The organism is Dehalogenimonas etheniformans, from assembly GCF_014672715.2.
GTDB lineage: Bacteria > Chloroflexota > Dehalococcoidia > Dehalococcoidales > Dehalococcoidaceae > Dehalogenimonas > Dehalogenimonas etheniformans.
Genome location: NZ_CP058566.2, coordinates 132,236 through 147,576, shown reverse-complemented (window position 1 = coordinate 147,576; position 15,341 = coordinate 132,236). Strand labels below are relative to the sequence as shown.

At 53.1% G+C, this 15,341-nt stretch carries 15 protein-coding genes and 1 riboswitch; of the genes, 7 read left to right on the top strand and 8 right to left on the bottom strand.

What is annotated here, in order from left to right:
* Nucleotides 1–202: 202 nt before the first annotated feature.
* Complete coding sequence (locus HX448_RS00800; protein ID WP_102331217.1) at nucleotides 203–781, top strand: hypothetical protein; 579 nt, start codon at nucleotides 203–205, stop codon at nucleotides 779–781.
* Nucleotides 782–1,207: 426 nt separating this feature from the next.
* On the opposite strand, the gene HX448_RS00795 is transcribed toward HX448_RS00800, so the two are convergent.
* From HX448_RS00795 to HX448_RS00760, 8 genes are all read right to left on the bottom strand, one after another.
* Entirely contained in the window at nucleotides 1,208–1,654 is a 447-nt protein-coding gene (locus tag HX448_RS00795) for a GatB/YqeY domain-containing protein (protein WP_102331215.1), read from the bottom strand.
* A 223-nt stretch (nucleotides 1,655–1,877) separates the two neighbouring features.
* Entirely contained in the window at nucleotides 1,878–2,201 is a 324-nt protein-coding gene (locus HX448_RS00790) for a hypothetical protein (RefSeq protein WP_102331214.1), read from the bottom strand.
* Nucleotides 2,202–2,303: 102 nt separating this feature from the next.
* A complete protein-coding gene (locus HX448_RS00785; protein WP_102331213.1) occupies nucleotides 2,304–2,936 on the bottom strand; it encodes a class I SAM-dependent methyltransferase in 633 nt (210 codons plus the stop codon).
* 12 nt (nucleotides 2,937–2,948) lie between these two features.
* Entirely contained in the window at nucleotides 2,949–3,293 is a 345-nt protein-coding gene (locus tag HX448_RS00780; RefSeq protein WP_102331212.1) for a hypothetical protein, read from the bottom strand.
* A gap of 70 nt (nucleotides 3,294–3,363) precedes the next feature.
* Nucleotides 3,364–4,290 carry a prenyltransferase gene (locus HX448_RS00775; RefSeq protein WP_102331211.1) on the bottom strand — a complete coding sequence of 309 codons (927 nt, stop codon included), beginning with the start codon at nucleotides 4,288–4,290 and terminating at the stop codon, nucleotides 3,364–3,366.
* Nucleotides 4,274–5,368 (bottom strand): 3-dehydroquinate synthase family protein, encoded by a 1,095-nt coding sequence (locus HX448_RS00770; RefSeq protein ID WP_102331331.1) that lies wholly within the window; start codon nucleotides 5,366–5,368, stop codon nucleotides 4,274–4,276. Before HX448_RS00770 ends, HX448_RS00775 begins: the two co-directional genes overlap by 17 nt.
* Nucleotides 5,369–5,376: 8 nt before the next feature.
* On the bottom strand, nucleotides 5,377–6,144 hold the full coding sequence (locus HX448_RS00765) for a class I SAM-dependent methyltransferase (protein ID WP_102331210.1): 768 nt from the start codon (nucleotides 6,142–6,144) through the stop codon (nucleotides 5,377–5,379).
* A 2-nt stretch (nucleotides 6,145–6,146) separates the two neighbouring features.
* Nucleotides 6,147–6,914: a class I SAM-dependent methyltransferase gene (locus HX448_RS00760; RefSeq protein ID WP_102331209.1), complete on the bottom strand. Its 768-nt coding sequence runs from the start codon at nucleotides 6,912–6,914 to the stop codon at nucleotides 6,147–6,149.
* A gap of 559 nt (nucleotides 6,915–7,473) precedes the next feature.
* On the opposite strand from HX448_RS00760, the gene HX448_RS00755 reads away from it, so the two are divergent.
* From HX448_RS00755 to HX448_RS00730, 6 genes are all read left to right on the top strand, one after another.
* On the top strand, nucleotides 7,474–10,707 hold the full coding sequence (locus HX448_RS00755; RefSeq protein ID WP_190259883.1) for a hypothetical protein: 3,234 nt from the start codon (nucleotides 7,474–7,476) through the stop codon (nucleotides 10,705–10,707).
* 132 nt (nucleotides 10,708–10,839) lie between these two features.
* Entirely contained in the window at nucleotides 10,840–11,439 is a 600-nt protein-coding gene (locus tag HX448_RS00750; RefSeq protein WP_102331207.1) for a DsbA family protein, read from the top strand.
* 2 nt (nucleotides 11,440–11,441) lie between these two features.
* Nucleotides 11,442–11,927 (top strand): DoxX family protein, encoded by a 486-nt coding sequence (locus tag HX448_RS00745; protein ID WP_102331206.1) that lies wholly within the window; start codon nucleotides 11,442–11,444, stop codon nucleotides 11,925–11,927.
* Between the two features lie 55 nt (nucleotides 11,928–11,982).
* On the top strand, nucleotides 11,983–12,453 hold the full coding sequence (mscL, locus tag HX448_RS00740) for a large conductance mechanosensitive channel protein MscL (RefSeq protein WP_102331205.1): 471 nt from the start codon (nucleotides 11,983–11,985) through the stop codon (nucleotides 12,451–12,453).
* Between the two features lie 32 nt (nucleotides 12,454–12,485).
* A complete protein-coding gene (locus tag HX448_RS00735; protein ID WP_102331204.1) occupies nucleotides 12,486–12,677 on the top strand; it encodes a YegP family protein in 192 nt (63 codons plus the stop codon).
* Between the two features lie 149 nt (nucleotides 12,678–12,826).
* Nucleotides 12,827–12,909, top strand: a riboswitch (cyclic di-GMP riboswitch).
* A gap of 42 nt (nucleotides 12,910–12,951) precedes the next feature.
* Nucleotides 12,952–14,961 carry a M6 family metallopeptidase gene (locus tag HX448_RS00730; RefSeq protein ID WP_162485910.1) on the top strand — a complete coding sequence of 670 codons (2,010 nt, stop codon included), beginning with the start codon at nucleotides 12,952–12,954 and terminating at the stop codon, nucleotides 14,959–14,961.
* Nucleotides 14,962–15,341: the final 380 nt, after the last annotated feature.

Sequence of the window (15,341 nt, the reverse complement as noted above, 5' to 3'; positions counted from 1 at the left end):
GGAACAACTGCTAAAAAACATCTCATCTGTGCCATTTCCGCTTGTATTTAGGGGGAATCAATTAGAGTCTCCTCATAATGCCAATTTTATGTTAAACTGATATTGACAAAATCCTGACTAAAAGCTAGTTTTACTATCACGCCGTTTAGTTTTGGATGAAAAAGGAGTAAGCGCTTCTGAAAGCGCCGACAAATAACCAGATATGAGCATCGGACCGAGTGAACTTCTTTTCGTCGCCGTTATCGTTTTGGTTCTTATCTTCATTTCGAGAGGCCAGAAAGCGAGGAGAATCAGGAAGGAACAGGAAGCTGTAAGAGCCGAGGCTTTGCGTGCCACGAAAACTACCGGCGGCGCTATCAGATACCCTGAGCTGCAGCTCCTCGGTATCGTCGTAATAGTCGCTGGCCTTGCGTTGGGCGGAATCGGATATCTGATGACCCGGGGTATTTTGGATTTTTATTCGGTGGCTGGGATCGCGATCCTTGCTTTGGGAATATCGTTCGTCATCATGGCCCGGCAGAAAGTCAGTCCGGTCGCCTCGAATCAAAAATCCAATGTCCAATCCGTTAGCCGAACGGCTACATCGGGAAAACAGAGCTTGCCTAAATCAGCTACAAGTGCCGGATCGATCGATCCCAAAATCAAACCTGAAGATATGGCTGATTTCAAGAGGTTCATGGCGCTGAAAGCTGGAGCCGCGACTCCCGGCATCGAACCTGAAGATTCAGGTGATTATAAAAAATACCTGGCTCTGAAGGCCAAAGCCGCCGAAAAATCCTGAACTTCCGATGTCACTTGAGATCCATCAGGGCTCGGTTGTTCTCGGCGGCTCATTTTTCGCTATCCCCTGATATGCAAACCAGGCGGCGGGTGCTACCAATAACCCCAAAATGCTCAACATAGCAGTTAGAGACAACACCAGAAGTATCCCGAAACTTATTTGAACCAACGTTTTCGATAATCGCACTGCTCGATGAAATAGTGCGAGTGCTAGGCAAAGCGACAAGAGAGCTAAAATCGGAAGACCCACAGTGAAAAATTTTAGTGGATCCAGGAATTCCGACAGGCTCCACGTGATATGAACGTATCTGGATTGGAATATTGAATAACCGATTGCGATAACCGCAAGTGAAGCCAACCATGCAGCGGCGGCGGTGACATATCCTTTTTTCACCTGGCTTCGCCTCCCAGTGAGGAATTGAAACTACTATTGCTTCAGCAGTTCCGTCACCACCGCCGCTATTTCCTTGCCGTCGGCCTTACCGCGGAGCATCGGCGTGAGTTTCCCCATCACCTTGCCCATATCCTGCGGTTTGTTAGCGCCGACTTCTGCGATAACTTTCTTGGCTTCCGCCGTTATCTCATCGCGAGTCAACTGTTTCGGCATGTAGCTTTCGAGGATATTGAGTTCAGCCTGTTCCTTGTCCACCAGGTCCTGCCGATTGCCCGCCTGGAACGCCTCGATGCTTTCGCGCCGTTGCTTGATCATCTTGGCGATAACAGCATGAACGCCCGGATCATCCAGCTGCTTCTGCTGATCGATCTCGGCATAGTTGATTGCGGATAGGAGAAGGCGAAGGGTATTCAGCCTCATCTTATCCCCGGACCGCAAGGCTTCTTTAAGTTCAATGGGAAGGGTTTCTTTGAGGCTCATACATTGCCTTTCATATACTCGATTCATCGTTACGAGACACCGGCGGTGGCGAAGCAATCTCTCCGACCTGCCGGAAACCTCGCCAACCTGATTCTAGGCTTGGCTTTTTTAACAGTCAAATCCGGTCGTTTGATTTTCGGATTTCGATATTAGGATTTCGGATTTCACCATAAACACACCAGCCGCCTCTCGGCGGCTGGTCTCTGACTCGAAATTTCTGTTTTTACTTTACGCCCAGTTTGAAATCGTGGTCGATACAAGGATGGGGCACCCCGACCTCGTCCTCCAGCCACCTTTTTACTTCCAGATAAGTGTCGCTGGCGATATCGACGCGGGTGCGTTTGAATTCACCTTCAACCATCTTGGCGAAATGGGTGTCCTTCAACTTGTCTTCAATCTTGATCGGCCAGGAACCCTTGTCCCTGGCTGGGATTTTGGCGGCGTCGCCATACTTGCGGCCGAAGATCTCATCAAAGAGGTCGGCGGCAACTATCGCATAGTTTTTGTTGGTGATGTGTCGGATGGCTTCACCGAGTGTCAGTCCCATTACCGGATAGCTCCTCCATCTCTAATTTTTCTGAATGTCTCGGTTACTCCGAGGTTAAGCACTATAGTATACACCGTTCGGGAATCGATTGATAGACTCCGTTTAACCCGCCGTCGTCAAAGGCAATTTCCCCTGCAATGGTTTGACCGCTTTAACGAAGATATAAAGCCCACGTACTGGTTCGAGTTCTTCGACTTCGAATCCTGCTTCCGTAAGCATCTGCCTCCACTCCTCTTTGGTATGGACAAACATGATGCCGCGCTCCACTACGTAACGGACAAAAGTGTTCATAAAGAAGGACAATACGCGGTTTTTCGGCTGGTAGATGTCGAAAATGATTATTTTGCCGCCGGGTTTAAGCGCCTGGTAGCTTTTCTGCAGCAGTCGTGAGAAAAGTTTGAATTCGTGCGAGGCGCTGGAATTGTAGATTCGATCGAACTCGGCATCCTTGAACTGAACCTGGTAGGCGTTGCCCTTGATCAGTTCCTTATTTGGCCGCTTCACCTTGGCGTTCCTGGCCAGCATGGCGTCGGACTGGTCGAGACCGACTATCCTCTTGGCGACAATAGTGTTGCTGATGTAACCTGTGCCACAGCAAAGATCTAGGATCTCCATTTGCGAAGTGTCCTCGTTGAGCATCCGTTTCCTCATGCTCTCATAGGTGCCACCCATGAACAGCTTCGTCAGGAAGTCGTACAGCGGGGCGATAGTTTCAAAAAATTTCGGTTCTACCATTTTCCGTCCTAACTATTTCGAAGCCGGTGGCGGTTCGACCTGTTTCTTTTCTTCGGGTGAAAGTTTCGCCCAGGCTTTGTGCAGCGCTTTCTCGGTTTTGTACTGGCGGTTCACCGCCTCAGCCAGGTTCTGCTCGGTCGGCCATTGCCCCGGCGCGCACACCAGTTGCTTTCCAGCGAATTCAGGTTTCAACGGCATATCCATGCCGAACCCGGAAATCGTCAGCCTGTAAGGCTCAGTGCTAAGGCAGTTGGATACCTCGGCAGTGAGCTTGGAGATTTCGCTGATGATCCTCTTCGCTTCTTTATGGTCGTCCAGGGCTTCACGGTAACACTGGAGTTCCTGTCCGTTTTTCATTCGGGTCTCCGTTCGTACATGCCCAAGTCGTTTGGATGTCTATTTAATCGTAGTGTTATCGCGAATGACTTCACGCCGCCAGGAAACCGACGGCTACGGCGGCGTTAGTGAGAGAATATATTAATACCATGTACTTGTTCGCCTTGGCAATTTTGAGGGGGTCTCCGAACTCCCGACTCGCTATCTGACCTGCCGCCATTGCCAATGGGATCCCCAGGAATGCCAGAGACGCCAGTGGTGGCAATACCTTGGCGACGATCAAAACCGCAACGTATGCGTAAATGGTGATCAGCGAAGCGATGAACAGGTTTTTCGAACCCTCAGGAGTCAATCTATAGGTCAGGTTCTTCTTGCCCGCCGCCTTATCCTCTGCATAATCCGGGATTTCGTTAATGAGGATCATCGTCCACATGCAGAGGCCTGGGATAATGCCGACGAGCACGATATCGAGAGGGACTGTTGAGGCGTGGACGAGGTAAGCCCAGGCAGTGAGCACCGGCCCGTAGCCTATAAGCATCGCCAGTTCTCCGAGCCCCCTGTAAGCCAATCGGAATGGTCGGGCGGAGTACGCGATCGAGATGAACGCGCCGATCCCGGCGATGTAAAGGCTCTCGATTCCGGCGGCAAAAGCGAAAAAGATGCCGCAGATGAGTGCGAAGATGTACAACCCGACAATGACCGTCATCGCCTGCTTCGGTTTGACCCTCCCGGAAGCCAGGACACCGGAACCTCCTGAAAATGGGTTCTTGGTTTCGATGATGGACCTGTCGGTGCCGTATTGGAAGTCGAGAGTATCATTAAACATAGTGAGGCCAATTTGCACTGCAGCCGCCGCCAGTAAGGCAATAATGAAATACAGCGGGTTGAAGACCCCGGCGGCAAAAGCGGCAGCCCCGGCGATGAGAACGGGAAACACTCCCTGGGGCAGGAATTTCAGGCGGGCTGCCTGTACCCAGACACCGAAAGGCACGTTGGTCTGGTTAGTAAGCGCTCTCAAGGACTTGCCTCAACACTAATTCCGGCACCTTGCAGGCGATCTTGCCGTTCTCCTTGTGGAAATGGCAGAACTGCGCCAGCAGGAAGAAGTCGTTGATGGCGGTGCGCCGCTTGTTGTCGAAGGTCAGCGTTTCCAGGATTTCTTCGATGGAGATCTCAGGCGGGATGCGCGTCGGCAGACCGATCTTCTTGAAAATATTCTCGATGCGGATGGCGAGGGCGGGGTCCATGAAACCCAGCGCTGCCGAGATCTTGGCCTCTACGGTCATGCCGATGGCAATGGCCTCGCCATGGAGTAACTGGCCGTTTTTTCTGATCTCGAGGGCATGGCCGATGGTGTGGCCGAGTTCCAGTTGCGGATCAAGTTTGCCCTCATAGGGATCGATTTTCAACAGTTCCAGTTTCAATTCGATGGTGTGGGCGGAGATGTATTCGATATCGTCCCAGGTAAAATCAGGAGCTCTGGATCCGATGTATTCGAAGAAGCTTTCTTCCTGGCACAGGCCGTGCTTGACGGATTCGGCGAGTCCAGCCCTGATCTGCCTTGCCGGCAACTGCCGCAGGAAGGCGAAGTCGATAAAGACGAATTCCGGCGGATAGTACTGGCCGAAGAGGTTCTTGCCCTTTTTATAATTAACCGCCTGCTTCTGGCCGATCGAGGAGTCTATCTGAGCCACCATGGTCGTGGGAACGTGGAAAAAGCGGATGCCGCGGAAAAGAAGCGCTGCTAAAAGTCCTCCGAGGTTGCCGACGACGCCGCCGCCAAGGCAAACGATGATTGAGGACTTGGTGGCATGGGCGTCGAGTATCTGGGCGCCAAGAGATTCGAGAGTGGTCAGCGTCTTGGACTGCTCTCCGGCCGGGAAGACGAAGGCTTTGGTCGGGGCAACCTTCTCAAGTTGGGCCAGCACCGGTTCCAGGAACACGCTGGCTACGGTGTTGTCCGTAACGATGAAGAACCGGTCAGCGTTAAGGGCCCTGGCGCATTCGCCCAACCGGTCGAGGATGTTGCGTCCGATGTAGATCGGTCGGTATCTGCCACCGCCGATATCATATTGCAGGGTCTGGAGTTCAGCCATGTTCAAATTCATTTCTTGTAACCCACCACCACCGTGCCCATGCCGCCGCTTTGGTACTTGTGCCACACGTCCTTGAAGCCGTTGTCGGTAAGGATTTTGGCGATGTCGGTGTTCTTCGGCAGGAGCATAACGGAATTATACAGGTATCGCGGCGACCCTTTCGCGGTGCCCAGGACGAACCCGGCCAGGGGCAACATGTACTTCAAGGCAAACAGATAAATTCCCCTGAGAGGCTGGTGTTCCGGCTTGGTCATGTCCTGAATAATGAACATGCCGCCGGGCTTTAACGCCTTGAAAACGTTCTGCGCCGCCAGATTCTTGTTCATGAAGTTGCGGAAGGCGAAACATGTGGTGATGACATCATACTTGTTTTCGCCGTAGGGCACCTCGGAATCACCGACCCAGAATTTGATCGCCCTTCCCTTGAAGTCCTTGTCGTAGCGTTTCTTGGCTACCCCGACCATCTCTGGAACCAGGTCGAAGGCATCAATTTCGATATCGTTAAAATTTCTGGCCGTATTGAAGGTGACGAAGCCCGTGCCGCAGGCCAAGTCGAGCATTTTCAGATTGGATTTGTCTTTTTTATAGTGGCCGATGACCTTCAAGACATCCTTGACCCATCGGCGGTGGATGCCCAGGCCGATGATGTCGTCGGTAAGATCGTATTTTGGCGCCTGGTAGCCGAAAAGTTCCAGCATGTACGCCTTGCGCTTTTTTGCCGCCTCGGAGTCGAAGCCGGGGTCCTGTAAGTGCCGCTCCGCTGTTCCCGCCGCCATCCCTATGCCTCCGGTTTGAACCCGACGATGATGCAGGCGATGCCCGCCGAAAGGCTCTTGTGGTAGCAATTGACCATGCCGTTGTCTTCCAGGATTTTCTGGAGCTGGGAGTTGGTCGGCATTATGTCGGTGCTTTTCTTGAGCCAGCCCGCCGCCGTTCTCTCGGTGCCCAGAACCTTGGCGAAGATCGGCAGGATGAATTTCATGTAGAAGGCGTACAGGCCTTTCATCGGGTGCTTCTCGGGCTTGGTCAGGTCCTGGATGATAAAAATGCCGCCGGGTTTCAGGGCGTTGAAGACGTTCTTGGTAGCCAGGTTCTTGTTGGCGAAGTTACGGAAGGCGAAGGAGGTGGTGACGATGTCATATTTGTTGCTACCGAATGGGATCTCGGCGTCGGCTACCCAGAACTTGATTTTGCGGCTTTTAAAGCCTTTTTCGTAGCGTTCCTTGGCCACCTTGATCATGTCCGGTGAGAGGTCGAAGGATTCGATATTGTCGACGGCCGGGATTTTCCGGGCGACATTGAAAGTAACGAAGCCGGTGCCGCAGCCCATGTCCAGCATGTCGGCGCGCTGCTTCTTCTTCATGTATTTCTTGAGGATGTTGACCATGGTGCGCACCCACAGCCGATGGGCGTATAGGCCATAGATGTCGTCGTGGAAATCGTAGTTCTTGGCCTGGACCACGAACAGGTCCACCATATATTTCTTGCGTTTACGGGCTTCCTCGGAATCGAACCCCGGGTCTTTCACCGGCGCGATAGTTTCCATCAACACTCCTTGCCCTGACTGGTACTACAGGCAGCCCTGCCTGTGTCGTGGTCGAGCCCAATGTTTTAAATGGCCGCAAGCCGCCGCCGGTAAAGAATTAAGAGATAGCGCGTTAGGCTTGAATCTGGTCTAATGCCCCGATTTTTCGGCGCGAACGGTTCTAAATAATAGGGTTGACGCTCGCATATGTCAAGTTGGAGCGGATTACAAATCCGCCCGCAAGCCGCCGATCCCCTCGTTCTATGAGTCACCATTGGTGCCGCGAGCCGCTGAATTGTTTGGGCGCCAATATTTATATTTGCCGAAACGACACGATTGAAATAGCCGACAGTCACGATTGAGTGGTTTAGCGCGGACAATTCATTCAATCCGTTCAATTCAAACAAGTTAAACAGTTCACGTGTATCAGTTTACAGTTCAGCGTCATGATTCGGCGGAAAGCCTGCACAGAAGACGCTTGTTCTAATATTCACGTCGATTATTATAGCACCGGTGTTCTCTATAGTGTCAAGCGTCTCGTGTCGTTTTTGGCAATATATTTTTGTGGTAAAAGACAATTATGAACACGGACGGTGGACAGGCTTTTATCCCGCCAACCCCGCCCGCGTCTCTTAGTGGATACAAATTCAACGACCTGAATAATAACCACATTTGGGATCAACCTACCGAACCTGGAATCCCGAATTGGGAAATTCACGTCTATGCCCAGGTTGAAGGTGGTATTGTCGTTAATACCCACTACACTACCGATTCTAATGGTTTCTATCTGGTCGACAATATTACCTTTGGTAACTGGTATGTGGGTGAACATCTGGGTCCCAATAATCCAACCCCACCCCCTGACCTTTTACCAGGCTGGACACAGACATATCCTAACAGCGTAGTAAACGTTGCGCCCGGAGCCGTATCTTCATTGATCACTGGTTTCCCGGCGGAAATTCAGGCAGCCATTGGTCCGGCACACCTCGCCGCCTGGGGTTGGATCGTCACTTTAACGGAAGCCAACCCTGATCAGACCAACGTCAACTTCGGCAACGTAAATAATGGCTGTCTCACCATCACCAAGTCCGTCGTCCAGGATGTAGTCAATCCCGCCGCCCTCGATGGCAGCTTCGTCATCCATGTCGTCGGCCCGTCCTACCCGGCCGGCACCGACCTCACCTTCACCCTGACTGACGGCGCCATCACCGGCACCAATCCGCAGACCCTTAATAACCTCATCCCCGGTAACTACACCCTGACCGAGCCCACCCTGCCCGCCGGCTGGAGCAACACCAGCGGCCTCGGCGTCGTGGCCGTCTCCGCCGGCGCTACCTGCGCCACGGCCACCGTGGTCAACTCCTTCGCCGACGGCTGCCTCACCATCACCAAGTCCGTCGTCCAGGATGTAGTCAATCCCGCCGCCCTCGATGGCAGCTTCGTCATCCATGTCGTCGGCCCGTCCTACCCGGCCGGCACCGACCTCACCTTCACCCTGACTGACGGCGCCATCACCGGCACCAATCCGCAGACCCTTAATAACCTCATCCCCGGTAACTACACCCTGACCGAGCCCACCCTGCCCGCCGGCTGGAGCAACACCAGCGGCCTCGGCGTCGTGGCCGTCTCCGCCGGCGCTACCTGCGCCACGGCCACCGTGGTCAACTCCTTCGCCGACGGCTGCCTCACCATCACCAAGTCCGTCGTCCAGGATGTAGTCAATCCCGCCGCCCTCGATGGCAGCTTCGTCATCCATGTCGTCGGCCCGTCCTACCCGGCCGGCACCGACCTCACCTTCACCCTGACTGACGGCGCCATCACCGGCACCAATCCGCAGACCCTTAATAACCTCATCCCCGGTAACTACACCCTGACCGAGCCCACCCTGCCCGCCGGCTGGAGCAACACCAGCGGCCTCGGCGTCGTGGCCGTCTCCGCCGGCGCTACCTGCGCCACGGCCACCGTGGTCAACTCCTTCGCCGACGGCTGCCTCACCATCACCAAGTCCGTCGTCCAGGATGTAGTCAATCCCGCCGCCCTCGATGGCAGCTTCGTCATCCATGTCGTCGGCCCGTCCTACCCGGCCGGCACCGACCTCACCTTCACCCTGACTGACGGCGCCATCACCGGCACCAATCCGCAGACCCTTAATAACCTCATCCCCGGTAACTACACCCTGACCGAGCCCACCCTGCCCGCCGGCTGGAGCAATACCAGCGGCCTCGGCGTTGTGGCTGTCTCCGCCGGCGCTACTTGCGCCACGGCCACCGTGGTCAATACCTTCGCCGACGGCTGCCTCACCGTCACCAAGTCCGTCGTCCAGGATGTAGTCAATCCCGCCGCCCTCGATGGCAGCTTCGTCATCCATGTCGTCGGCCCGTCCTACCCGGCCGGCACCGACCTCACCTTCACCCTGACTGACGGCGCCATCACCGGCACCAATCCGCAGACCCTTAATAACCTTATCCCCGGCAACTACACCCTGACCGAGCCCACCCTGCCCGCCGGCTGGAGCAACACCAGCGGCCTCGGCGTCGTGGCCGTCTCGGCCGGCGCTACTTGCGCCACGGCCACCGTGGTCAATACCTTCGCCGACGGCTGCCTCACCGTCACCAAGGTTGTCGACCTCACCGGTTATGTGTTCCCCGATACCATCAACGTCACCTTTACCGCCACAGTGACTGGTCCGTCTTATCCAGGTGGTACCTCCCATGACTTCGTAGTGACTAACGGCGTTTTGTCAGGTTCGCCTTGGACACTCAACAACCTAATCCCTGGTACATACAATGTCACTGAGAGTGACCCGGGGATCATGTGGACGGTTACTGGTGGAGGCGATGTGGAAGTCAGCGCTGGCGCCACCTGCGCAACCAGCACTATCACCAACACCATCAAACTGCCCAACACCACCATGAGCACAGTCGTATATGTCTACGACACACTTACCGGCAACGTCGAACTGACCATCACCGATACTAATGACGGTGATGTTCCGCTTACCGACGCTCATATTCACGTTAGGTTGCTTGTTGGCGGCGTAGAAACAGTGTTCGACAGCTACGATTGGTCTGATGTCACAGGTTTCTCCGGCGGAAATTCAGACGATATCATGGACCCCGGAGAATCATGGACATGGCAGGTTACCTACACTATCTCGGAGACAACCACCTTTGAGGTTTGGGGTCACGGAACCGATCCTCTCGGCAATCCCGTCGACTACAATCCGGAAGATCCTGATGTCTCCTTTGATAGCGAGTTTGACACCTTTATCGTCGAGGTCAACTTCTTCACCCGAACTCAAGGTTTCTGGGCTACCCATCTTTGGTTCACCGAGTACATCTTCGACACCTACACCGGTGACATGGTTGCCGACGACAATCTTGGTTCCATCGACCTCGGTTGGCTCCCCCCGATCACCAACATCGATGACCTGATGGGTGTGTTCTGGGGTAACAATGCCAAGAACTCAGACGGCTCAAAACGCGATGCACTGTGTCAGGCTCGGATGATTGCTTCTCAACAGGCCTTGGCAGCCATCCTGAACAGCGTTACTCCGGGTGGAGCTCCGCTGCCCGCCGGTTACAGCGCGGCTGAAATCGCGGCCATTCTCTATGGTGACGACATCACCGCCATCAATACGTTGAATTCGGTTCTTGATACCTACAACAATAGTGGCGATGACGTAGCCTTCGATCCCAGCCTGCCACCCACCCAACGTGCTACTCCGGGGGCTGCAAAAGATACTGCAAACATCCCGTTTGCGGATTGCAGCAACTCGGTAGGTCTGTTAGCACCTAAAGGCGGCAAGAAGTAATCCAAACAAAGTGGTAATGAAGAGGGAGGCTCTCGGGAGAGCCTCCCTCTTCGATATTCGGTCAAACTCGTTTGAAACCGCGTTTATTTGAGACTATCATTGTGCTAACTCGCATGTTCGGAGAGGGATGTTTTGACAGGACTTTCCAGGGTAGTATTCGCTATATTTTTGATTATTACGCTCGGTGCTGTTGGTTGTTCTCACTCCGAAACAACTACCCCGCCATCATCTCCGAGCCCTGGGGTTAAAGTCAAAATCGTCATATACAGCGATCCTCAGTGCCATGCCTGCTACCGGCTCTACACCGAGATCGAACCGCAATTAAATACAAAATACGGAAGTAATCCGCAGGTATCCATCGAAACCAAATATACCTCCAGCATAGGCCCAGCTTCTTCATTGGCCACTCAGGCGATGCTTTGCGCTAGCGATCAGGGTAAATACTCTCAATACCGCGATAGCATTTTGACCGCCTGGAACAACATCGGAGCTGATGCGTACACCCTGTCCGCGCTCGAGGCTGCGGCGGTCTCTCTGGGGCTGAACACCGGGACCTTCAACTCTAGCCTGGAGAGCGGCAAGTATCGCCAGGCCGTCACCGACAACACAATAGCCGCCGGTCAGCTCAACATCGACAACCTACCCACCATTTTCGTCAACGATACGCGCATCGTCGGCGTCCAGGCCTTGGATGTTTTTACCTCGGCGATCGATTCTGAACTCAATAAATAACTATGAAGCTGAGAGGCATCGTCGTCATCATTTGCGCCGTCTTCGTCGGTGCTACCCTGTTGTTCGCCGGTACCGGTAAACTGCCTGGCCAGTCCGAATTCGCCGAGGCAATGATGGGCACCTTCTATACTCCACAGCTGGCGACCTTTTTCAGCCGCGTCGTGCCCTGGGTAGAGATAATCCTCGGAACGATGCTCCTGGCAGGCTTCTTGCCTCGCCTGGCCGCTCTGGGGACGGTCGTCCTGGCCTTGGGTTTTATCGCTAACAACGTCTGGGCTATCGCCCAGGGCATCGGCAAGTTTGCCCACTGCGGCGACTGTTTCGGCTTTTGGGAGAGGATTTTCGGCTACCTGACTCCTGCAGGCGCCCTAGCCGTTGACCTGGTCCTGCTCGTTGCCGCCCTGGCTGTAGTCCTGCTTTATCCGGATTTTTTCAAGCTGCGGACATGGGCGGCATTTGTGAAAAAAAATAATCGTAAACCCTCTTGATTTAGGCTCATGCCGGTCGTAATATAGGTACAAAAATAAACGCAAAAGGAGGCATATGCTCAAAGAATTCAAGACCTTTATCATGCGCGGCAATGTCGTCGATCTGGCCGTCGGTATTGTCATCGGCGCAGCCTTCGGCGCCGTAATCAACTCCTTCGTTAAGGACATCCTGATGCCGCCTATTGGTATGCTCCTCGGTGGCGTCGACTTCACCAACATGTACGCCATCCTCAAAGAGGGCGCCACCGCTGGACCGTACGATTCGCTGGCTGCCGCTCAGGCCGCGGGGGCTGTCACTATGAACTTCGGTGTTTTTATTAATGTCATCATCAGCTTTTTGATCGTCGCTGCCGCCATCTTCTTCGTGGTAGTCAAGCCCCTCAATATGATCGCCGCCCGCGAGGCCGCCAAAAAGGCTGCCGCCGCCACGCCGGCTGCACCCACCACCAAGGACTGCCCCTACTGCACGACATCCATCCCGATCAAGGCTACCCGCTGCCCTAACTGTACTTCAGAGCTACGCTAGGATACCTAGCTAGAAAAACGGAAGGAGAAACCATGGCAGGTAAGTTCCAGCTCTACAAGGACAAGGCAGGAGAGTTCCGGTTCAAACTGATGGCCTCCAACGGCCAGATCATCGCCACATCGGAAGGTTACAAGAGCAAGGCCTCCGCGATGAATGGCATCGAATCGGTCAAGACCAACGCCCCCGGTGCCGCCCTCGACGACCAGACCCTGGAAAAGAAATAGCCTACGACGGGCTCCGCGGTTATCGCGGAGCCCGTCTCATTTTTTTAATCCGGATACCCCAACGATATCATTCCTCATAAATAGTGACTATTGGTGAGTTATGATGATGATTGGATATCTTGAAACGACTGGTTCCGGGGCTTACAATTGTAATTTCAGGAGCTTTGAACTGCCGCTTGTAGATGGTCACTTGGGCGGCAGCGAGCTAACAGTGAAACCGGCCTGATCCAGGTCGGTTTTTGCGTTTAAATAGACTAAAAAGGAGGAGGTTCTAGTGTTCAAGCGCAGAATGTCGTTACCAGTCAGTATCCTATTGGTCCTCGGCGCCCTGGTGTTCATGCTTCCCGCGTCTATTCCGGTTTCTGCCGCCAAGATCACTTATGAGGCGACAGACGTTGGGCCTAAGATCAGGCAATGGGAACCCACCGCAGATCGGATCGTTAAAGATGATCAACAAAGTGGTGGAGGTTCCGCCACGGCTTCCGCACTTACAGTATTGGATACAAAAATTTTCTTGATTCTCAACGATTATACTGGTCAATATCAAGCCACATATTTCGATTTAGTTGCCGATTCTTCAAAGACTCAGGTTTGGGTACAAGCAAACCTTGCCTGGCCGGCGGGAGATTCGAGGGCCAAACCGGAGCTCACTCAGGACCAGATTTCATACATCCTCGGCCAATTTGATAATAATATCCTGCCAAAAGAGAGCGCATATTTCGGTACCGCCGATGCTCATGACGGAAGCAACGCATACTTACCATCACTGTTGGGTCTACCCGAAGATTACTATTTTGACTCCACCGGAAGAAATATCGTCCTGGTCAGTAATATCCGGGATGAAAACTACTACGACTCGACTTACCCAATATACATCGCAGGCTTTTATTCACCATCGTTCGAGACCTATTTTGACCGCAACATCATTAGCATAGACGCTTATGATTGGGCCAATCGTATGGGGCCTAATCCTCATCCAAATCCGGATCAATCAAAATGGCGCCCGTATCTTTATGAAGGAGTCTTTGCTCATGAGTGGCAGCATCTGCTCCACGATGACTACGACTCAGATGAAGATACCTTTATCAATGAAGGTATGGCGGAATACGCCGAGATCGTCTGCGGTTACACGCCTTCGTTGCAAGGACACCTTGATGCCGCTGCCGCCAATCCCGAAAACTCACTGGTTGTCTGGGGTGACCAGGGTGATGATGAAATCCTCACCGATTATGGTCAGGCGGCGCTCTTCCAGATCCTGTTGAATCAAGAATATGGAACTGAATTCACACAGGCCTTGTTCCACGAACAGGCCAACGGTATTGCCGGCGTCAACGCAGCCTTCCAAGGACAGGCTGTTGATAACACCTTTGATGAATTCTACCAGCAATTTCGTTTAGCCTTGTACCAAAAAGGATCTTTCGATCTCTTCCCTGACTTCCAGGTAAATGTCGGCCACGCTGGTAAGCCCAATCCTGAAGCCTTCGCAAGCCCTGGCGCGCCTCCATGGGGAACTGATTACCTCCTGGTATGGGGTTATGAACAAATTGCTAACCTTAAGTTCAATGGTTTCGCTTTCAATCCCATTACCTGGACATCGGTGGATGGCAAGCTTTGGGGAGGCACTGGGGATCTTCTCGATAATTGGGCGATTTTTGAAACCCAAGGTGGTGGGATCCTGACTTTTGATACCGAATATGATATCGAAGAGTTTTGGGATTTCGGCTTCGTCCAGGTTTCGACCGACGATGGACAAACATGGACTAGCCTAGTTAATTCCTACACCATTTCGGACCATGATCCTAGTGCCCACCCAAATATCATAGCCAACCTCCCCGGACTTACCGGTACTTCAGATGGAACCATAAACATGAGTTTTGATCTGAGCGTCTATGCAGGTCAGGATATTCTCGTAGGATTCAGGTATATGACCGACTGGGCTACTGCTCTTGAGGGGTGGTTCATCGATAATATATACGTTGATGACACTCTCATCTCGGATGGTTCCTCTACGTCCGGTTTCATGAGCCTCAACCAGGTTCTCGGTATATCAAACGATTATTCGGTTTCTTTGCTTGGTGAGCGAATTCGTAAGGGCGTCACTGAATACAAGGTTCTGAATATTCTCGATGGAGGATTTGTATCTGACTGGGACAGCATTAGGCAGATGTTTGACAACTATACCCAATTGCTAGTTTTAGTCACCTATAAAGCCGAGATAGGCGTAGCAAGTTACGCCGACTACAACTTCCAGGTTGACCCCCGCGGCGGTATCCACATCAAATAGATCCGCTAAGTTGTTAAAAGAGAGGGAGCCCCGACGGGGCTCCCTCTCTTTTTTCCCATCTGTCATTCTGAGTGCAACGAAGAATCTCGGTTCTGACTTTGCTCCCAACCTGTCTCGCGAGCCCGCAAAGTGATCCAGGCTGCCCGTCCTCGATGAAATCGGGATAGTAATCATCCCGGAAGAATATAGAGTCTTTCTTGGTTTGTCTTTCTGTGCGTAGCGAAGAATCTCAGTTCTGCCCCATTGCTTTATCCCCCATTCTGTCTTTGCGAGGACTGCCAGTTGGTAGTCCGTGGCAAGCATCCCCGAACAGTACACCGATCGAATAATGTGAGGTCTGATCTCGCAGTCTGGTTGCTGACAGCTTTCGAAAAAATATT